20 protein-coding genes are annotated in these 19,880 nt (G+C 68.2%); 7 read left to right on the top strand and 13 right to left on the bottom strand.

The window, feature by feature from the left end; genetic code table 11:
- Positions 1-118 precede the first annotated feature (118 nt).
- Positions 119-1,654 carry an alpha/beta hydrolase gene (locus SBI80_RS17580; protein WP_318976084.1) on the top strand — a complete coding sequence of 512 codons (1,536 nt, stop codon included), beginning with the start codon at positions 119-121 and terminating at the stop codon, positions 1,652-1,654.
- Positions 1,655-1,661: 7 nt separating this feature from the next.
- On the opposite strand, the gene SBI80_RS17575 is transcribed toward SBI80_RS17580, so the two are convergent.
- From SBI80_RS17575 to iolC, 8 genes are read right to left on the bottom strand one after another with little or no spacing between them, the layout of a single operon-like run.
- Positions 1,662-2,645 carry an adenosine deaminase gene (locus SBI80_RS17575; protein WP_318976083.1) on the bottom strand — a complete coding sequence of 328 codons (984 nt, stop codon included), beginning with the start codon at positions 2,643-2,645 and terminating at the stop codon, positions 1,662-1,664.
- Positions 2,646-2,668: 23 nt separating this feature from the next.
- Positions 2,669-3,544 carry a sugar phosphate isomerase/epimerase family protein gene (locus tag SBI80_RS17570; RefSeq protein WP_318976082.1) on the bottom strand — a complete coding sequence of 292 codons (876 nt, stop codon included), beginning with the start codon at positions 3,542-3,544 and terminating at the stop codon, positions 2,669-2,671.
- 4 nt (positions 3,545-3,548) lie between these two features.
- Entirely contained in the window at positions 3,549-4,568 is a 1,020-nt protein-coding gene (locus SBI80_RS17565; protein ID WP_318976081.1) for a Gfo/Idh/MocA family protein, read from the bottom strand.
- A 13-nt stretch (positions 4,569-4,581) separates the two neighbouring features.
- A complete protein-coding gene (locus SBI80_RS17560) occupies positions 4,582-5,487 on the bottom strand; it encodes a sugar phosphate isomerase/epimerase family protein (RefSeq protein WP_318976080.1) in 906 nt (301 codons plus the stop codon).
- A gap of 11 nt (positions 5,488-5,498) precedes the next feature.
- A complete protein-coding gene (gene iolD, locus SBI80_RS17555; protein ID WP_318976079.1) occupies positions 5,499-7,448 on the bottom strand; it encodes a 3D-(3,5/4)-trihydroxycyclohexane-1,2-dione acylhydrolase (decyclizing) in 1,950 nt (649 codons plus the stop codon).
- Positions 7,449-7,451: 3 nt separating this feature from the next.
- On the bottom strand, positions 7,452-8,318 hold the full coding sequence (gene iolB, locus SBI80_RS17550; RefSeq protein WP_318976078.1) for a 5-deoxy-glucuronate isomerase: 867 nt from the start codon (positions 8,316-8,318) through the stop codon (positions 7,452-7,454).
- 3 nt (positions 8,319-8,321) lie between these two features.
- Positions 8,322-9,215 (bottom strand): Cgl0159 family (beta/alpha)8-fold protein, encoded by an 894-nt coding sequence (locus SBI80_RS17545; RefSeq protein ID WP_318976077.1) that lies wholly within the window; start codon positions 9,213-9,215, stop codon positions 8,322-8,324.
- On the bottom strand, positions 9,208-10,209 hold the full coding sequence (gene iolC, locus SBI80_RS17540; protein ID WP_318976076.1) for a 5-dehydro-2-deoxygluconokinase: 1,002 nt from the start codon (positions 10,207-10,209) through the stop codon (positions 9,208-9,210). The genes SBI80_RS17545 and iolC overlap by 8 nt, the downstream gene beginning before the upstream one ends.
- A gap of 153 nt (positions 10,210-10,362) precedes the next feature.
- On the opposite strand from iolC, the gene SBI80_RS17535 reads away from it, so the two are divergent.
- The 5 genes from SBI80_RS17535 to SBI80_RS17515 all read left to right on the top strand — a co-directional run bounded on the left by SBI80_RS17535 (position 10,363) and on the right by SBI80_RS17515 (position 14,687).
- Positions 10,363-11,094: a GntR family transcriptional regulator gene (locus tag SBI80_RS17535; RefSeq protein ID WP_318976246.1), complete on the top strand. Its 732-nt coding sequence runs from the start codon at positions 10,363-10,365 to the stop codon at positions 11,092-11,094.
- 169 nt (positions 11,095-11,263) lie between these two features.
- Positions 11,264-12,256, top strand: coding sequence for a substrate-binding domain-containing protein (locus SBI80_RS17530; RefSeq protein ID WP_318976075.1), 993 nt, complete (start codon positions 11,264-11,266; stop codon positions 12,254-12,256).
- A gap of 25 nt (positions 12,257-12,281) precedes the next feature.
- On the top strand, positions 12,282-13,340 hold the full coding sequence (locus tag SBI80_RS17525; RefSeq protein WP_318976074.1) for an ABC transporter permease: 1,059 nt from the start codon (positions 12,282-12,284) through the stop codon (positions 13,338-13,340).
- A gap of 4 nt (positions 13,341-13,344) precedes the next feature.
- On the top strand, positions 13,345-14,163 hold the full coding sequence (locus SBI80_RS17520) for an ATP-binding cassette domain-containing protein (protein WP_318976073.1): 819 nt from the start codon (positions 13,345-13,347) through the stop codon (positions 14,161-14,163).
- A 44-nt stretch (positions 14,164-14,207) separates the two neighbouring features.
- A complete protein-coding gene (locus tag SBI80_RS17515; protein WP_318976072.1) occupies positions 14,208-14,687 on the top strand; it encodes an SRPBCC family protein in 480 nt (159 codons plus the stop codon).
- Here SBI80_RS17515 and SBI80_RS17510 read toward each other — a convergent pair.
- Positions 14,684-15,460 (bottom strand): TIM barrel protein, encoded by a 777-nt coding sequence (locus SBI80_RS17510; protein WP_318976071.1) that lies wholly within the window; start codon positions 15,458-15,460, stop codon positions 14,684-14,686. The two genes, SBI80_RS17515 and SBI80_RS17510, sit on opposite strands and share 4 nt — an antisense overlap.
- A gap of 175 nt (positions 15,461-15,635) precedes the next feature.
- On the opposite strand from SBI80_RS17510, the gene SBI80_RS17505 reads away from it, so the two are divergent.
- A complete protein-coding gene (locus SBI80_RS17505; RefSeq protein WP_318976070.1) occupies positions 15,636-15,794 on the top strand; it encodes a hypothetical protein in 159 nt (52 codons plus the stop codon).
- A 1-nt stretch (position 15,795) separates the two neighbouring features.
- Here the strand turns inward: SBI80_RS17505 and SBI80_RS17500 are convergent, their stop codons facing one another.
- From SBI80_RS17500 to SBI80_RS17485, 4 genes are read right to left on the bottom strand one after another with little or no spacing between them, the layout of a single operon-like run.
- Positions 15,796-16,785, bottom strand: a complete 990-nt coding sequence (locus SBI80_RS17500; protein WP_318976069.1) for a Gfo/Idh/MocA family protein — start codon at positions 16,783-16,785, stop codon at positions 15,796-15,798.
- Complete coding sequence (locus SBI80_RS17495) at positions 16,782-17,672, bottom strand: sugar phosphate isomerase/epimerase family protein (protein ID WP_318976068.1); 891 nt, start codon at positions 17,670-17,672, stop codon at positions 16,782-16,784. Before SBI80_RS17495 ends, SBI80_RS17500 begins: the two co-directional genes overlap by 4 nt.
- Positions 17,669-18,676, bottom strand: a complete 1,008-nt coding sequence (locus tag SBI80_RS17490; RefSeq protein WP_318976067.1) for a Gfo/Idh/MocA family protein — start codon at positions 18,674-18,676, stop codon at positions 17,669-17,671. The genes SBI80_RS17495 and SBI80_RS17490 overlap by 4 nt, the downstream gene beginning before the upstream one ends.
- Positions 18,673-19,836 (bottom strand): phytanoyl-CoA dioxygenase family protein, encoded by a 1,164-nt coding sequence (locus SBI80_RS17485; protein WP_318976066.1) that lies wholly within the window; start codon positions 19,834-19,836, stop codon positions 18,673-18,675. Before SBI80_RS17485 ends, SBI80_RS17490 begins: the two co-directional genes overlap by 4 nt.
- Between the last annotated feature and the right edge of the window lie 44 nt (positions 19,837-19,880).

The raw sequence follows: 19,880 nt of genomic DNA, 5'->3' as shown, positions 1-19,880 counted from the left end.
CATCGCTGTCGAAGTGTCCGGCCTTGGCAGTGGCGACATACCCGCCAGCGGGACGGTTGACGCGCCACGGCGGTGAGCGCGCCGGGTCCTCCCAGGTGGCCCTGGCAGCATGTGGGCCATGAGGCGTCACCCCAGCGGCCCGGCCACGACGGTGCGGATCTGCGCCGTGCTGGCGACCTGCGTCGTCGTCGCGGCCGGCTGCAACACCACGATCCCCGGGCGGTCCGTCGTGCAACGGCAGCAGAGCGGTGAGAGCGTGCGGTGGGAGACGTGTCACGTGATCTCCGGCGGCGATTCGGGAAAGCTTCCGGCCGGAGCGCAGTGCGGCACCCTCGCCGTGCCCGTCGACGCCGCCAAGCCGGACGCGGGGTTCGCCAACCTGGCTCTGATCAGGTTCCCCGCGACCGGTCGCAAGATCGGCTCGCTGGTGATCAACCCAGGCGGGCCGGGGGAGTCGGGCGTCGACGCCGCCGTCGGCATGGTCGACTCGTTGCCGCCGCGCATCCGCGAGCGATTCGACCTCGTCGGCTTCGATCCGCGAGGCATCGGTTCGTCGACCCCGACGCTGCGGTGCAACTCCGACGCCGAAGCCGACGCGGAACGTGCCGACCCCCAGGTCGACTACAGCCCGGCGGGCGTCGCGCACATCGAGGAGACCGAGAAGCAGTTCGTCGCGCGGTGCGTGGACAAGATGGGCAAGGACTTCCTCGCCAACGTCGGCACCGCCAACGTCGTCGAGGATCTCGACGCGCTGCGCAAGGCGCTCGGCGACGAGAAGCTGACCTACCTCGGCTACTCGTACGGCACGCTGATCGGCTCGGCCTACGCGGAGGCCCATCCCGACGCGGTGCGGGCGATGATCCTCGATGGGGCAGTCGATCCCGACGCCGACCCGATCCAGTCCGACATCGATCAGGCGGCCGGCTTCCAGAAGGCGTTCGACGCGTTCGCCGCCGACTGCGCGAAGGATTCGACCTGCCCACTTGGCACCGACCCGGCCAAGGCCGTCGACGTCTTCCACCACCTGGTGGACCCGCTGGTGGGCAAGCCCGCCGCCACGTCCGACCCGCGCGGGCTGGGGTATTCCGATGCACTGACGGGCACGACGATGGCGCTGTACTCACCCGACCTCTGGAGGCACCTGACCGACGGGCTGACCGAACTCACCACCGGCCACGGAGACACGCTGCTCGCGCTGGCCGACGAGTACTCCGATCGCGACGAGCACGGCCACTACTCCAACGCCAGCGACGCGCAGGTCGCCGTCACCTGTGTCGACGACGCACCCGTCACCGACCGAGCCACGGTGATCGACGAGGACCGCCGCACCAGGCAGGTCGCGCCCTTCACCAGCTACGGCCAGTTCACCGGCGATGCGCCCCTGAGCGACTGCGCGTTCTGGCCGGTCCCGCCGACGCGCACCCGGCACGTAGCGTCCGCGCCGGGACTTCCTCCGGTGCTGGTGGTGTCGACGACCCACGATCCGGCCACGCCGTATCAGGCCGGGGTGAACCTGGCCAAGCAGCTCCACGGCGGCCTGCTCACCTTCGACGGCACCCAGCACACGGTGGTCTTCCAGGGTGACACCTGCGTGGACGACGCCGCCACGACCTACCTGATCGACCTGAAACTGCCTGCGGACGCGAAGTGCTGACCCGGGGCTAGGTCGCCGAGGCGATCTCGGCGAGCAGCGCGGTCCGCCGGGACGGCTCGGCGAACGAGGCGTCGACCGAGTTCGTGGCGAGCGTCGTCAGGGTCGCCTGGTCCAGGCCGAAGGCGTCGCGGACCGCCGTCACGTTGTCGTCGAGATAGCCGCCGAAGTACGCGGGATCGTCGGAGTTGATCGTGACGTTGAGCCCCTTCGCCAGCATCGTCGGCAGCGGATGGTCGGCGATGTCGGCGACGACCCGGAGGCGGACGTTGGACAGCGGGCACACCGTCAACGGCACCCGTTCGGCGACCAGACGGTGCACCAGCCGGTCGTCTTCCAAGCACCGGATGCCGTGGTCGATGCGTTCGGCGCCGAGCAGGTCGAGCGCCTCCCAGACGTAGCTCGGCGGCCCCTCCTCGCCTGCGTGGGCCACGACGTGCAGCCCTTCGGCGCGGGCCTTGGCGAAGACGTCGACGAACTTCGACGGCGGATGGCCCACCTCGGCGGAGTCGAGCCCGATGCCGAGGAGCGGCGTGCCGAGCGTGAGCACGGCGTCGAGGGTCTGCATGGCCGACTCGGCGCTGTGATCGCGCAGCATCGCGACGATGAGGCCGCTGCTGACGCCGTGGCGCTCGAGTGAGCAGGCCAGCGCCGTCGTCACCCCGTCCATGACCTCCTCGAGCGCGACGCCGCGAGTCACGTGCGCCTGCGGGTCGAGGAACACCTCCGCGTGGCGGACGCCACCGCGCGCGGCTCTTGCCAGATAGGAGTCGGTCATCTCGGCGAAGTCCGCGGCGGTGCGCAGGGTGGCCATGTTGGCGTAGTACAGGTTCAGGAACGACTGCAGGTCCGAGAAGTCGTACCGCGACGACAGATCCGCCACGTCGGCATACGGCAGGTCGATCCGATTGCGCTCGGCCATCGTGAAGATGGTCTCCGGCTCGAGGGTGCCCTCGAGGTGCAGGTGCAGTTCGGCGTGCGGCAGGACGGTCATGGCTCAACCATTGCAGTCCTGACTCAGTTCGCGTACTTGGTGACGTAGTCGGTGATGGTGGCGAGCTGGTAGCGCGACACGTCGTGCGCGTTCTCGTCCTCGGCGAAGACCGACGACACCATGACCGTGTCGGGCCGGTCGTAGAACCCGATCTCGCCAAGCCCGGAGAAGAACTCGTCCCAGTCGACGTCGCCGTCGCCGATCTTCAGGTGCTGGTGCACCCGCGCGGCGCTGCCGGGCGGGTTGGTGATGTAGCGCAACCCATGGCTGCGATGGTGATCCATGGTGTCGGCAACGTGCACCAGCCGAAGTCGGTCACCCGCGGCGCGCATGATCTCGGTCATGTTGCCGCCCATGTGAAAGGTGTGGCAGGCGACGTAGACCATCCCGATGTTGGGGGAGTTGACGCCACGGATGATGCGCAACGCCTCGAGCCCGTCCTCGACGAAGTCGTCGGGGTGCGGGTCGATGCGGACGTCGATGCCCTCGCGTTCGAAGATGGGCACCAGCTCCTCCATCGACCGGAAGAAGGCCCGCTCGGACTCCTCGGCGCGTTCGGGCCTGCCGGAGAACTCGGTGTTGATGACGTCGACCCCGAGGTCCACGGTGATCTGGATGACGCGCTTCCAGTTCCGCACCGCTGCTTCACGGGCGTCCTCGTCGGGACCCGACCAGCGCAGGACCGGCAGCACGGAGGCGATGCCGACGCCCGCGTATGCACAGGCCTTGCGGAACTTGGCGACCAGCTCGTCGTCGGCGCGGGGATGGTTGAAGAACGGGATGAAGTCCCGGTGCGGGGTGAGTTGGAGGTTCCCGTAGCCCAGTTCGGCTGCCACGCGCGGGAATTCGAGCAGTTCGTAGTCGTGGTGAAACGGCGTCGGGTCCAGGGCGATCTTCACGGTGTCACGCCCCGGGGATGGAGTCGCGTGAGACCATCTTCACCTCGACGGGCCGGCCGCTGCTCAGCGACTCCACGCCGGCCTCGCACACCGCGGACGCGGCGTAACCGTCCCAGGCGCCCGGCCCGTCGACGTTCGTGCCCGAGCGGACGGCGTCCACCCAGCGCTGGAACTCGGTGTCGTAGGCCTGGCCGAAGCGCTCGCGGAAGCCCGGGGTGATCTCACCACCCCAGGTCCCGGCCGCGGTCTTGCGAATCATGTTGACGTCCAGGCCGATCATCGCGCTGCCCTTCTCGGCGACCAGTTCGGTGCGCACCTCGTAGGCCACCCCGGTGGTGACGAACAGCTCGACGTCGACGTGCTTGCCGGACGCGGTGCGCAGGATCGCGATCTGCGGATCCGCGATGCCCTCTGGCGCACCGGGATTCGCCGAAGGCTTGATGATTTGAATCGAGACGATCTCCTCGTCGAACAGGAACCGGGTGACGTCGACCTCGTGCACCAGCGAGTCGCGGACGATCATCGAGCTGTCGAAACTCGGCGGCACCGCGGGGTTGCGGTGCGCGCAGTGCAGCACCAGGGCGCGGCCCAGCTCACCGCTGTCCAGCAGTGCCTTCAGTTGGGCGTATTCGCGATCGAAGCGCCGCATGAACCCGACCTGGATCAACCGCCGGCCGTGCTCGGCCTCGCGCTTGACCACCTCGAGTGAGGTGTCGACGTCAGTGGTCAGTGGCTTCTCGCACAGCACCGGCTTGTCGTGCTCGATGCAGGCCAGCAGCTGCTTCTCGTGGGTCGGTCCCGGGGTGGCCAGCACCACGGCGTCCACGTCGGGATCGGCGATCGCGTCCAGCGGATCGGCGATGGCCCGGCACCCGGGAACGTCGGCGGCGATCTTCTCGGCCTTCTCGGTGAGGTAGTCGTTGACCACCGTCACTCGAGCTCCGGAGATCCTGGTGTTCAGGCGGGCGACGTGATCGGCGCCCATGATGCCAACGCCGAGGACGGCTACGCGCAAGTCGGACATGTCAGTTGATCTCCTAGGCGAATCGGACGGACGGCACGCCACAGGACCCGAGGTAGGCGCGGGTGCGCTTGGCGATGGGCAGGGGGGTGTCGACGGCACACGGGTACATGTCCTGCTCGACGATGGCGAAGACGTCGATGCCCAGCTCGTCGATCGCGGCGAGCAGCGGCGGCATGTCCGGAATGCCAAGGGGTGGTTCGGTCATCGCGCCCAGCTTGACGGCCTCGCCGAACGGCAGGTCCTCGGCCTCGACCTTGGCGCGCACCACCGGGTCGACCTGCTTGAGGTGCAGGTAGCCGATGCGCTCGGGGGCCCGCCGGATGATGGCGATGTTGTCCCCACCGCAGTAGCTGATGTGACCGGTGTCCAGGCACAGGTTGACGAACTGCCCGTCGGTACCGTCGAGGAAGCGGTAGACGTGCTCCTCGGTGTCGACGTGGCTGTCGGCGTGCGGATGGTATTGCGCACGGACGCCATATTTCTCGAACATCGCCTTGCCAAGTTCGTTCATGCCCGTGGTCTTCGCGTGCCACTGTTCGGCGGTCAGGTCACGGTCTTCGAGCACCGCACCGGAGGCGGGGTCGCGCCACATCTCGGGGATGACGACGACGTGCCTTCCGCCGACTGCCGCGGTCAGCCTCGCCACGTCCTCGATCTGCTGCCACACCGCATCCCACGAATCATTCTGGTGCAGATGCTCGAACACCGTGCCCGCCGACAGCTTGAGGTTGCGGGCAGCCAGCTCGTCGGCGAGGTGCTTGGGGTCGGTGGGCAGGTAGCCGAAGGGGCCCAGTTCGATCCACTCGTAGCCGGCGGCGGCCACCTCGTCGAGGAAGCGGGTGTACGGGGTCTGACTCGGGTCGTCGGGGAACCAGACACCCCACGAATCTGGGGCGGACCCCACCAAGATCTTGCTCACGTGCGTTTCCTCTAGTCTTCGGAGGGGCGGAGATGAGGCCGCTGGATCTTCTTCCACTCGGCGTAGGTCCGGTAGGCGTTCTGGGTCGACTCCAACGTGGACGTCTCCGATACCGGTACGTCCCACCAGGATTCGCTGTCCGGGGCGAAGACCATCGGATCGGTCTCGACGTGGATCACCGTGGTGTGGTCGCTGGCCTTGGCCACCTTCACCGCATCGGTGAACTCGGCGGCCGTGACCACTCGGATCACGTCGGCGCCCAGGCTGGCGGCGTTGGCAGCCAGGTCGACCGGCAGCTTCGCACCGTCGAGCGTGCCGTCGTCAGTGCGGTACCGGTAGGCCGTGCCGAACCGCTGGGACCCCAGCGCCTCGGAAAGCCCGCCGATCGAGGCGAATCCGTGGTTCTGCACCAGCACGACGATCACCTTGACGTTCTCCTGCACCGCGGTGGCCAACTCCGTTGCCATCATCAGGTAGGAGCCGTCGCCGACCATGACGAAGACGTCGCGATCGGGTTCGGCCATCTTGGCGCCGATGCCACCGGCCACCTCGTAACCCATGCAGGAGAACCCGTATTCGACGTGGTAGCCCTTGCGGTCGCGGGTGCGCCACAGCTTGTGCAGATCACCCGGCATCGACCCGGCGGCGCAGACCACGACGTCGCGAGGATCGGACAATGTGTTGACCAGGCCTATGACCTGGTTCTGGTTCAATGGCGCGCCGTCGTCGGTGCGGTAGGCGGCCGAGACGGTCTCGTCCCACTCCGTGGCCAGTGTTTCCGTGCGAGAGCGATATTCGTCACTGACGGAGTAGTCGCCGAGAGCGGCACCGAGCGCCTCGATGGCCTCCCTGGCGTCGGCCACCACGCTGACGCCGCCCTGCTTGACGGAGTCGAGCGAGGCCACGTTGACGTTGACGAAGCGCACGTCGGGATCGTTGAACGCGGTGCGTGACGCGGTGGTGAAGTCGCTGTAGCGGGTGCCGATGCCGATGACGACGTCGGCCTCGGTCGCGAGCGCGTTGGCCGCCGTCGTCCCCGTCGAACCGATGGCACCGACCGATTGCGGGTGGTCGTAGGGCAGCGCGCCCTTACCGGCCTGGCTCTGGCCGACCGGAATGCCGGTTCGTTCGCAGAAGGCCGCCAGCGCCTCGGTGGCGTCGGAGTAGATCACGCCGCCGCCGGCGACGATCAGCGGCCTGCGCGCCGAGCGGATGACGTCGGCCGCGCGGGCGATCACCGAGCGCTCCGGCAGGGGCCGCGCCACGTGCCAGGTACGTTGCGCGAAAAGAGATTCCGGCCAATCGTGTGCCTCGGCCTGCACGTCCTGGGGGATGGACACCGTCGCCGCGCCCGTCTCCACGGGATCGGTCAGCACGCGCATGGCGCCGAGCAACGCGGCGGGCAGCTGCTCGGGTCGCCAGACTCGATCGAAGTACCGCGACAGCGGCTTGAAGGCGTCGTTGACGGTGACGTCGCCCGAGGACGGCAGCTCGAGTTCCTGTAGCACGGGTGCACTGACCCGGGTGGCAAACGTGTCTGCGGGCAGCAGCAGCACGGGCAGGCGGTTGATGGTGGCCAGTGCCGCGCCGGTCAGCATGTTCGTCGAGCCCGGTCCGACGCTGGCCGTGACGGCCCAGGTCTGCAACCGGTCCTTCTGGCGGGCGTAGGCGACGGCACTGTGCACCATCGCCTGCTCGTTGCGGCCCAGCACGTAGCGCAACTCGGGCTCGGTGCCGCCTGCGGCCGCGTCGACCTCGGCCTGCAGCAGCGCCTGGCCAAGACCGGCCACGTTGCCGTGACCAAAGATGCCGAAGGCGCCCGCGAAGAACCTGACCCGCACGCCGTCGCGTTCGACGTACTGATTGCCAAGGAACCGAATGGTGGCCTGCGCGACGGTGAGTCGCACGGTGGGTTCTCCGTCGGGGATCTTCTCGGCGCGCTTGGGGGCGGTGGAGACCACGATTCATGCTCCTGTCTGGTGCAGTGGGAGTCGGGGGTCGACGGCCTGGTCGTCCCAGGTGCCGCGGAGCCACGCGTGCTCGGGGTCGTCGACGATCTTCCAGGCGCGCTCGGCGCCCGGTCCGGCCATCACGTTGAGGTAGTACATGTGGTACCCCGGCGCCGCGACCGAGGGGCCGTGATAACCGTGCGGCACCAGCACCACGTCGCCGGTGCGGACCTCCTCGAGGACCTCGATCGGGCGGTCGGGGGTGCCGTACACCCGGTGGTAGCCGAAGCCGCGGGAGCCGTCGGGCCCCGGCGCGATCTCGAAGTAGTAGATCTCCTCGAGCTCGGACTCGGTCGGGGTGTTCTCGTCGTGCTTGTGGGCCGGGTAGCTCGACCAGTTGCCGCCCGGCGTGATGACCTCGCAGGCGATCAGAGAATCGGCCTCGAACACGCCCGCGGTGCCGAAGTTGTGCACCTGCCGGCTGCAGTTGCCAGCACCGCGCAGTTCGACCGAGACGTCCGCGGCCGCGACCCGACGGTTCGGGAACGAGCGCGTGGCCCTGGCGCCGCAAATCGCGAACCGGCCCTCGCCCGCGAGCACGTAGGTCTGCGCGATGCCGACGTAGACCATGTCCGACGGTCCGTCGAAGACCGAGGCGCGTGGTGCCAGCTCGAACGTCTCGCCGCCGCACTCGACGGTGCCACCGCCGGCCAGCGGCAGGATCATCACCTCGGTGTCACCGGTCGTCAGTTCGGCACTTTGGGTGTCGTCGAGTTCGAGTACCCGAAGCGAGGATTCGGTCCAGCCGGCGGACTGCGGGGTGACGTCCACGGTGAAGGGCAGGGTGGCGCTGCGGGCCGGGATGTACAACTTGCTGTGCATCGTTCACCTCACCATCGATACGGCGGTCGCGACGGCGGAGCTGACGTCGTCGTCGGCGGGGTAGAGCAGGGTGCGGCCGACGATCAGACCGCGCACCGACGGTAGGCCGAGGGCCTTCTCCCAACTGGCGAAGGCCTCGTCGGGGTCGGCCGGGTCACCGCCGAGCAGCAGCGTGGGTAGCGTGGTCGACTCCATCACGCGGTCCATCTCCGCCACGACGGGCAGCTTCATCCAGGTGTAGGCCGACGTGGAACCCAGGCCCTGACCGATGTGCACCGACTTGATCACCGCGTCCGGGCTGAGGTCGTTGCGGACCTTCCCGTCGACGCGGCTGGACATGAACGGCTCCACCATCGCGATCAGCCCGTGGGCGGCCAGTTCGTCGACGGCCTTCGCGCAGGCCGCCATGGTGGTGACGGTCCCGGGATCGTCGAGGGCGATGCGGCACAGCATCTTTCCACCGTTCATCCCCGCCGCGGCGGTGGATGCGGCGGTGGCGCCGGTCATCTGGTCGTCGAACTCGAAGGTGGCGCCGGCCAGGCCGCCGCGGTTGAACGAGGAGAAGACCACCTTGTTCTCGAGCGCGCCGAGGAGCACGAGGTCGTCGAGGATGTCCGACGTCGCGAGTACGCCGTCGACCCCCGGATCGGCGAGTGCGGTGCGCAACCGGTCGAGCAGATCGGTGCGGCTGTTCATGGCCGTCGGGCGATTGCCCACGGCCAGTGCGCCACGCGCGGGGTGGTCGGCGGCGACGATCATCAGCCGGCCGTCGCCCTGGATCGTCGGGCGGGTGGTGCGGCTCGCCCAGGCGCGGGCGACGGCGCCTGGGTCGGCGGCGCGTAGATCGGTGACGGTGGCGTAGTCCTGGCATCGGACCCCGGACGGTGCGCTAGACATTGACGGCCTCCACGGCGGTCTGCTCGGCCAGATCCGCGACCTCGGCGGCGGTGGGCATGGCGGTCGAGCACTCGAGGCGGGAGGCGACGATGGCGCCCGCGGCGTTGGCGTAGCGCAGCGTCTTCTCCAGCGGCCAGCCGTGCAGCAGACCGTGAATGAGACTGCCGCCGAAGCTGTCTCCCGCGCCGAGGCCGTTGACGACGTCCACCTCGTTCGGGGGCACGGTGACCGAGGAGTGCCTGGTCTTGCCCAGCACGCCGCGGGGTCCCTGCTTGACGATCGCCAGCTCGACACCCAGGTCCAGCAGCGCCTCGGCCGCGTTGCGCGGGTTGCTCTCGCCGACCGCGATCTCGCACTCCTCGCGGTTGCCGACGGCGACGCTGACGTGCTGCAGGGCCCGCTGGACCTGTTCGGTGGCGGCTGCGGGGGAGTCCCAGAACATCGGCCGGTAGTCGAGGTCGAGGACGGTCAGCGGCGCACGGCCGCCACTTCTGCACGCCGCTTCGCTCGCCCCGCGCGCCTCCCATGCCGCGAAGTGCGCGCTCCGGCTCGGCTCCTCCGACAGCCCGGTGACCGTCGACCAGTACAGCCGTGCGGCCCGCACGGCGTCGGCGTCGATCTCCGCCGGGGTGATCTGCAGGTCCGGTGCGCTGGGCTTGCGGTAGAAGTACAGCGGGAAGTCGTCGGGGGGAAAGATCTCGCAGAACGTGACCGGGGTCGGATATGCGGCGTGCGTTGCGACGTAACGGTTGTCGACACCGAGGCGCTCCAGCTCCGCCCGGACGAAGCGGCCGAACGGATCGTCGCCGGCTCCGGAGATCAGCGCCGCCCGATTGCCCAACCGCGCCGCCGCGACCGCGACGTTGGCGGCACTACCGCCGAGGAACTTCCCGAACGAGGTGACCTCCTCCAGGCCGACGCCGATCTGCAGTGGATAGATGTCGACGCCGCTGCGGCCGATGGCCAGCACGTCGAACGGCTGTGAGGTGGACACGTCAGCTCCCGGGGCGGTGGTTGAAGGGCTCGCCCCATGACTGTGCCCCGCGTCACTCCGCTCTGTCAATAGTTTGTCCTGACATTCAGACTTGCGGTCAATACGGTGTTACCCTTGTCCGCAGTTTGTCTGGTCCCCGAGACGGGAGGCGACGTGCCGCTGGAGGTCGAGCTCGACCGATCGAGCCCCGTGCCGCTGTATTACCAACTCGCACAAGCGATCGAGGCGGCGATCCGGGACGGCGACCTGGTTCCGGGGGACCGCTTCGAGAACGAATTGGACCTTGCCAAGCGTCTGACGCTGTCCCGGCCCACGACGCGCCGGGCGATCCAGGAGATCGTGGACAAGGGCCTGCTGGTGCGCAAGCGCGGCGTCGGCACCCAGGTGGTTCAGAACCCCGTGCACCGTCGCGTCGAGCTGACCAGTCTGTTCGACGACCTCGCCAGGGCGGGCCAGGACCCGACGACGGAGCTGCTCGCCTACGAGGTCGGCAAGGCCGACGACGAGGTGGCCACCCAACTCAACCTGGCCAGTGGCGACGAGATCGTGACGATCCGGCGACTGCGCCGCGCCAACGGCGAACCGCTCGCGGTGATGGTGAACTACCTGCCCGTCGAATTGGCCCCGGAGTCAGCGGAACTCGAGCGCATCGGCCTCTATCAGGCGCTGCGCACCCGCGGCGTGCACATCCGGTTGGCGCGGCAGCGCATCGGCGCCAGACCGGCCACGCGCACCGAGGCCAAGCTGCTGGCCGAGAAGGTCGGCGCCCCGCTGCTGTCGATGAGCCGGACTGCCTTCGACGATTCGGGCAAAGCCGTGGAGTACGGCGACCACTGCTACCGCGCATCCCGGTATTACTTCGAGACGACGCTCGTCGACCGGTGAGCGGGTTCTCCGGGCGACCGTGCGCCGGAGTCGCTGGCTAAGCCCGCCTCATGTCTTGGCATATGACGTGCAGTCCTAATGTCCGAACAAAGTATTGACTTTCGGCTGTGACCCGTATTACATCGTCTCAAGCGCCGTGGCGTACGGCACTCGCAGACGAGGAGAGACGATGAAGTTCAATCGGCTGGCAGCCGCCGCGGGAGCCGGGGTCATTGCCCTGGGGCTAGTGTCGTGTTCGAGCACCGGTGGCAAGCCCGCCGAGTCCGGCGGCGGTGGCGGCACCGGTGGTGGCGTCAACACCCCGCGCGCCGTCGTCGCGATGATCACCCACGAGGTGCCGGGCGACTCGTTCTGGGATCTGATCCGCAAGGGCGCCCAGGCTGCCGCCGACAAGGACAACATCGAGCTGCGCTATTCCTCGGATCCCGAGGCGCCGGCGCAGGCCAACCTGGTGCAGAGCGCCCTGGACAGCAAGGTCGACGGCATCGCCGTCACGCTCGCCAAGCCCGACGCGATGGCGCCCGCGGTCAAGGCCGCCCTGGCTGCCGGCATCCCCGTCACCGCGTTCAACTCCGGCTTCGACAACTTCAAGCAGATGGGCGTGCAGGAGTACTTCGGCCAGGACGAGAAGCTGGCCGGCATCGCCGCGGGTGAGAAGCTCAACGCCGACGGCGCCAAGAAGATCATCTGCGTGATCCAGGAGCAGGGCCAGGTCGCCCTCGAATCCCGTTGCGCCGGCGTGACGCAGGGTTTCAAGGGCAGCACCGAGATCCTCAACGTCAACAGCAAGGACATGCCCTCGGTGGAGTCCACGATCACTGCAAAGCTGCAGCAGGATCCCACCGTCGACCACATCGTCGCGCTCGGCGCGCCCATCGCCCTGACCGCCGTTCAGTCGGCGGGCAACGCAGGCAGCAACGCCAAGATCGTCACCTTCGACACCAATGCCGCCCTGGTCGACGCGATCAAGAACGGTCAGGTTCAGTGGGCCGTCGACCAGCAGCCGTACCTGCAGGGGTACCTCGCCATCGATGCGCTGTGGCTCTACATCAACAACAAGAACCTGATCGGCGGCGGCGCCCCGACGCTGACCGGGCCGTCGTTCATCGACAAGTCGAACATCGACGCGGTGGCGGCGCTCGCCAAGGCCGGCACACGTTAACCCCTCCGGGCGACAGAGAGGCATCATGACTACACAGGCAGATCTCGACCTCGGGACGCACCAGGTCGTACGCGATGAACGCGTCAAGGAGCAGAACCGGCTGCAGCGCATCCTCATTCGACCCGAGATGGGGGCGGGTGTTGGCGCCGTCGGCATCTTCATCTTCTTCTTGGCGGTGGCGCCCCCGTTCCGCTCACCGGAGTCGCTGGCCACCGTGTTGTACGCCAGCTCGACGATCGGCATCATGGCGGTCGGCGTCGGTCTGCTGATGGTCGGCGGCGAGTTCGACCTCTCCTCGGGCGTCGCGGTCACCACGAGTTCGCTTGCCGCCTCGATGATCTCGTACAACCTGCATCTGAACCTATGGCTCGGTGCGGCCATCTCGCTGATCGTCGCGCTGGCCGTCGGGTTCTTCAACGGGTACATGGTGATGCGGACCAAGATCCCGTCCTTCCTGATCACCCTGAGTACCTTCTTCATGCTCACCGGCGTCAACCTGGCCGTGACCAAGCTGGTGGCCGGCCAGGTGGCCACGCCAAGCGTGTCGGACATGTCGGGCTTCGATTCCGGCAAGGTGGTCTTCGCCTCCTCGATCCAGCTCGGTCCGGTCTCGGTGCGCATCACCGTGCTGTGGTGGATCCTTTTCACCGCGATCGCCACCTACGTTCTGTTCAAGACCCGGATCGGCAACTGGATCTTCGCGGTCGGCGGCAACCAGGACAGCGCTCGCGCGGTCGGCGTTCCGGTCACCAAGGTGAAGATCGGCCTGTTCATGACGGTCGGCTTCTGCGCCTGGTTCGTCGGCATGCATTTGCTGTTCTCGTTCAACACGATTCAATCCGGGCAGGGCATCGGTAACGAGTTCTTCTACATCATCGCCGCGGTCATCGGCGGGTGCTTGCTCACGGGTGGATATGGCACGGCGATCGGCACGCTCATCGGCGCGTTCATCTTCGGCATGACCAACCAGGGCATCGTATACGCGGGCTGGAACCCGGACTGGTTCAAGTTCTTCCTCGGCGCGATGCTGCTGTTCGCCGTGATCGCCAACAACGTCTTCCGCAACTACGCCGCGAAAAGGTGAGTACATGACCACAACTGCTGAAGTGCCGCTCTCGGAGTCTCCCTCGGGTGGTGACGTGCCGCTCGTCGAACTAAAGGGCGTCGGCAAGAGTTACGGAAACATCATCGCGCTCAAGGACATCAACCTGCGCGTTGGCGCCGGACAGGTGACCGGCGTGCTCGGCGACAACGGCGCCGGCAAGTCGACACTGATCAAGATCATCGCCGGGTTGCACAAGCCGACCGAGGGTGAGCTGCTCGTCGACGGCCGGCCGATGGAGTTCGAATCGCCGAAGGACGCTCTGGCCAACGGTATCTCGACGGTCTACCAGGATCTCGCGGTGGTCTCGCTGATGCCGGTGTGGCGCAACTTCTTCCTCGGCCAGGAGCTGCGCAAGAAGGGCTTCCTCCGGTCGCTCGACATCAACGCAATGCGGGCCACCACGATCTCCGAACTGCACAAGATGGGCATCGACCTGCCCGACGTGGACGCGCCGATCGGCTCGTTGTCCGGCGGTCAGCGCCAGTGCGTGGCGATCGCGAGGGCGGTGTTCTTCGGAGCGCGCGTCCTCATCCTCGACGAGCCGACGGCCGCGCTGGGCGTCAAGCAGTCGGGCATGGTGCTGCGCTACATCACCGCCGCCAGGGATCAGGGTTTCGGGGTCATCTTCATCACCCACAACCCGCACCACGCCCACATGGTGGGGGACCACTTCGTGCTGCTCAACCGGGGACGGCAGAAACTCGACTGCGGCTACGACGAGATCAGCCTCGAGCACCTCACCCAGCAGATGGCCGGTGGTGACGAGTTGGAGGCACTGAGCCACGAGCTCGCCCGCAAGTAGCCGGGCACGTGTTCGCCGGTGCAGGGGCGGGTATGCCTCGGGACATGACGACTTCAACCGTGTCCAAGGTCGACGCCGGCCCGCAGCGAGTAGCCAGGCGGGTTCTGGTCAAGGCGCCCGCGGCGGAGATCTTCGCGATCGTCGCCGACCCGCACCGCCATCCCGAGCTCGACGGCTCCGGCACCGTCCGCGACATCGACGTCAAGGGACCCCACCAGCCCGGTGTCGGTGACGAGTTCACCGTCGGCATGAAGCAGTTCGGGCTGCCCTACAAGATCACGTCGACGGTCACCGAGCGGCAGGACGGCAAGGTCATCGAGTGGCAGCATCCGCTCGGTCACAAGTGGCGGTGGGAACTGGTGCAGGCGACGCCGGGTGACGACACCGTCACGGAGGTCACCGAGACGTTCGACTACAGCACCGCCAAGTTGCCGTTCATGATCACCGCGTTCGGCTACGAGAAGAAGAACGCCGAGGGCATCACCGCGACCCTGCAGCGTCTCGCGGACCGGTTCGGCTCCTAGCCGCTGAAGGCGGCGCGGAACGCCTCGAGCGCGTCGACGTCGTCACCGGCGGCATAGCCCTCGAGTCCGACGGTGCCGCGGTAGTCCATGTCGCGCAAGGCCTTTGCCACCGCCGGGAAGTAGATCTCGCCCGTCCCGGGCTGACACCGGCCCGGGACGTCGGCGACCTGGATCTCGCCGATGGCGGGTCCGCAGCGGCGGACCAGCTCGATCAGGTTCCCCTGGCCGATCTGCGCGTGATACAGGTCGAGCATCATCCTCACGTGCGGATGCCCGACACCCTCGATCAGGGCGAGGACGTCCTTGGCGCGCGCCAGCGGCACGCCCGGATGATCGACGATGGTGTTGAGGTTCTCGACGCAGAACGTCACACCGGCCGCGGCACCCAGTTCGCCAAGCCGCTCCAGCGTCCGCAGGGCGGTGGTCCACATCGCACCGCCGGCCCGCAGGCGTGGCCGTGCCGGCAGTCCGTCGACGAGTTCGGCGGTGTGCAGGTTCAGCCGCGTGACGCCGAGGGTCTGCGCGGCGGCGATGCTCAGTTCCGCGGTGCGGACCACCTCGTCCGCCGTCTGCGGGTCGATCAGGTCACCGTGCAGATATCCGGTCATCGACGTGAACGTCGCTCCGGTCGCGGCCAGGGCGGCCAGGTCCTTGTCGTGCCAGCTCCAGATTTCCGCGGCGAAGCCGAGGTCGTGGATGCGCCGGACCCGCTCGACGATCGGGAGGTCGGTGAACACCATCTCGGCGCTGACGGCCAATTGGAAGGCACTCACGCGGGCACCGCGTCCAGGTGGCGGGGAATCATCATCGAGCGCTCCTGAGTACTAGAGATTCGAGCCGAGCAGAGCCGTCACCCACAGTAGGGTTGGGCGATTGTTAATCCGTCCGACGCCGGCGCGTGACGCGTGCCACCACGCATACGTCGCCCGCACCCGGCACAATCGACCCGTGGACATCGATCACGAACGAGCGGCGCGCACGTCGGCCTGGCGTGACCCGTTGAGCCTGTCCTTCCGTGCCCATCGCCAGGTACTGCTGCTGCGGTTGCGCTGGCACGAGCGCGCCGCGACCCGTCCGCGGACCCGGCGCGGCGGCAAGCGCCCGTAGCTCACCGCGGCCGCATGCCCGCGGCGCGGTACGCGTCGTCCACGAACGCCATGTTCGCCACCGCGTCGGCGGTGCCGAACGGTAGCGGCACGCCCCGCTCGACGTGGGCGGCGAACGCCGCCAGCTGATGGGTGTAGGACGGTCTGGTCCCCAGCCGTTCGACGGTCGTGCCCGCGGCGGTGGTGAGTGTCAGACGATCGTCGGTGTTGGGCTTGATGAAGTCATGCACCAGCACCTCGCCCGTGGTCCCGACGATGCGGATGACGAACGAATAGTCCTCGGCCACCATCGAATGCGTGGCCAGTCCGGTGGCACCCCCGGGGAAGCCGAGCTCCACGTCGCACCAGGCGTCCACGCCAGGGGCCCGCTGCTCGGCACGGGCGCCGAGGATCGACGGCGGTCCGCCGACACCCGGCACCGACGGACGGCCCAGGGAACGCATCACGTGCAGGCCGTAACAGCCCAGATCCATCAGCGCTCCACCGGCCATCTCCAGCGACCAGCGGGGATCGTCGTCCGCCGGCGGTGGCATCGCCATCCGCACCTCCACGTGGGTGATGGTGCCGAGGGTGCCGTCACCGGCCAACGCGAACGCCCGTTGGGTGACGGGATGGAAGAAGTAGTGGAAACCCTCCAGCACGGACACGCCCGCCGCGGTGGCGGCCTCGGCGACGCGTCGAGCCTCGTCGGCGTTGCGGGCGAACGGCTTCTCGCTGAGCACCGGCTTGCCGGCCGCGATCGCCGTGAGATTCCACGGTGCGTGCAGCGCGTTGGCCAGCGGGTTGTAGACGACGTCCACCTCGGCGTCGTCGATCACCGCCTGATAGTCGTCCACCACCCGTTCGACGCCGTACTTCTCGGCGAAGGCCTCCGCGCGTGCAGGGTCGCGCGCCGCGACCGCGACGAGCCGGTGACCGAGTTCGGCCGCCGGGCCGACGATCGCCTGCTCGGCGATGCGCGAGGCGCCGAGGACGCCGATGCGCAACGTCACGACGTGACCCGCAGCAGGTGGTCGACGCTCGTCTTCACGTCGCGCACCGGACCTTCGCCGGCAGGTTCACCGTCGAGGATGGTGTCCTGCTCGAGCACGAACCAGCCGTCGAACCCGTTGTCCCGCAACACCGAGACGATTCCGGCGATGTCGACGTCACCGGTGCCGAGCGGGGTGTACATTCCCGCCTTCACCGCGTCGGTGTAGGTCAGCTCGCCGGTGCGGACCCTGGCCGCCAGCGCGGCGTCGACGTCCTTGAGGTGGGCGTGGGCGATGCGCGTGGGCACGGCCTTGGCCAGTTCTAGCGGGTCGGTGCCGCCGATCATCAGGTGACCGGTGTCCAGGCAGAGCGGGATCGTCGACCCCGCCAGGACGCGGTCGACGTCGGAGTGCGTCTCTACCAGCGTCCCGACGTGCGGATGCAGCACGGCGAGCAGACCGCGGTCGGTGACGATGCCCGCCAGCCGGTCCAGGTTGGCCAGTAGCGTCGACCACTGCGAATCGTCCAGTACCGGCCGGGAGTCATAGCCGTCAGCCCCCGTCGTTGCGGCCAGCACCACCACGCCGGCGCCCGCGGCGACCAACGACTCGAGCGGGCCGGCGAGGTCATCGGCCGGATCGTGATCCGCGCGGTGCAGCACGACGGGGACGAAGCCGCCGACGCAGGCCAGATCCTTTTCGCGCAGCACCGTTTTCAGCTCGTCGGTGTCCGTCGGGAGGAAGCCCTCGGGCCCCAGCTCGGTGGCGGTCAGCCCGGCCCCGCGCATCTCGGAAAGTACCCGATCGGGCTCCAATTGGTAGCCCCAGCCGGGCACCTCGCACACGCCCCAGGAGATGGGTGCTCCGGCGATCTTGATTCCCCGGTCACTGATCTGGCGAGTGCTCATGCGTTCCGCACCTCCGCGATCGTGACCGGCGCCCCGCGGCGCAGGGACTCGGTGGCGGCCTCGGCCAGCCAGGCGACCTCGACTGCGTCGGCGACCGTCGCGCCTTGAACGGGTCCTCCCTTGGCGACTTCGACGAACGCGGCCAGCTCGGTCCGGAATGCCGCGGTGAAGCGGTCCATGAAGAAGTGGTGCGCGGGTCCCTGCGGAAAGTCGGCGTTGGGGTCGGTGTTTCGCACCGGGACACCCTGGTCCCAACCGGCGGCCACGCTGTCGTCGAAGCCGTGGATCTCCAGCCGGCAGTCGTAACCGCGCGCGTTGTAGCGGGCATTGGACACCACGCCGAGGGCTCCGCCATCGAACTTCACGATCACCGCGGCGGTGTCCACGTCGCCGTACTCTGCGAACAGCGGGTCACCCTGGACGGTGCCGGTCGCATACACCTCGACCGCACGTTGCCCGGTGATCCAGTTGATGATGTCGAAGTCGTGCACGGCGCAGTCGCGGAAGATCCCGCCGGAACCCTTGATGTAGTCCATCGGCGGGGGAGCGGGGTCCATCGTGGTGCTGCGCACCGTGTGAATGGTGCCCAGCGAACCGTCGTCGACGGCGCGCTTGGCCGCCGCGAAGGCGGCGTCGTACCGACGCTGGTAGCCGACCTGGACGGGGACGCCCGAAGTCAGAATCGCCTCGGCGACCCGGGCGCTCTCGGCGGCGGTCGAGGCGATCGGCTTCTCGCAGAACGTGGGGATGCCGCGTTCGACCGCGGCCAGGACGAGCTCGGCGTGCGCGGGCGTCGCCGCGGACACCACGACGCCATCGATGCCGGAGGACAGCAGCTCGGAGACGGACTCGACCGCCTTGATGCCGTGCTTGGCCGCCACCGCCTGCGCTACGTCGGTGCGTTCGTCGGTGATCACCAGTCCGTCCAAACCGTCTAGCCCGCTGAGGGTTTCGGTGTGGAAGGCGCCGATGCGGCCCAATCCGATTACGCCGAGGGTGGTCATGGGATCCTCCTGGTCGTGTGCTGCGTGAGTGCGGTGTCGAGGGCCTCTGGGGTGAGGTCGTCGGCGAGGGCGGCCAGGACGGTGTCGACCTGGCTGAGCGGGGCCAGACTGCCGATCGGCTGGTCCCGGTCGAGGTTGGTGGGGAACGCGTAGCCCTCGGCGGTCGCGTTCACCGCGTTGCGGAGTTCGCGCTCGGAGCGGCCGGCGGCCTTCATCTGCCGCAGCGCGGGGTAGACGGCGCGCACCATCGCGGCGCGATCGAGGGATTCCATCGCGCGGCCGAATGGTGACGAGATTTGCAGCAGATTGGCCATCCGGCGGATGTCGCTCGAGGTGTTGGCTCCGGCGCCGTGGTACAGCGCGGGATTGAAGAACACCGCGTCGCCCTTGCGCAGCGGCAGCTGGACCATGTGCTCGGCGAAGTAGTCGATGAACTCCTGCCGATGGAACGCGACGTACCCGCCGACGAACTTCTGCGAGTGCGGCAGCAGCATCGTCGGCCCGCTCTCCAGCGGCATGTCGCAATGCGCGACGGCGCCCTGCAGCGTGAGCGCTGCCGACATGCGGTGCAGGTGCGCGGGGTAGGCGGCCAGCTGGTCGACGTCGACGAAGCCGAGGTGGTAGTCCCGGTGCGGAACTTGGGCGCCGCCACCGGGATTGACGACGTTCACCTGTGAGGTGACCTGGTACCGGGGGCCCAGCCACGCTTCGCAGACCACCGCCAGCGCGTCGTTGGCGTAGTACTCGGCGAACACCTCGGGAGAGTGCAGCGCCAGTTTTTGGGCGGCATTCCAGAGGCGGTCGTTGACGCCGGCCTTGCCGAAGTGATCGCCGGCGGCCCCGCCCGCCGCGCGCTGCTCGGCGATGAGGGCCGCGAACGCATCGCTGGTCCGGTCGACGACGGCGTCGTCGAATGCGCCCTCGAAGACGACGACACCCGGTCCGTCGGCGAGGGCGCGGATCAGCTCGGTTTGCAGTTCTCGGCGGTCCGCGGCGGCCATCGCCGCGGCGGAATAGACCAGGGCGCCCAGGCGGACGTCACTGGCGAGGGGATAGTCCGCCTGGTCGGTGGCCACCGACACGACGGCCCGGAAGTCGTCGAGCTCGCAGTCGGGCGCCTCGATCCACACGCGGTGCGACGTGGTGAGTGGGGAAGCCATGACAGCTAGTCTCACTGTGACCTGGACCGCAATCAACACCAGAA

It is taken from the genome of Mycolicibacterium sichuanense (genome assembly GCF_033741125.1).
Taxonomy (GTDB): Bacteria; Actinomycetota; Actinomycetes; order Mycobacteriales; family Mycobacteriaceae; genus Mycobacterium.
Note: the sequence above shows the minus strand (reverse complement) of the source record. Positions and strands in the feature narration are given on the sequence as shown.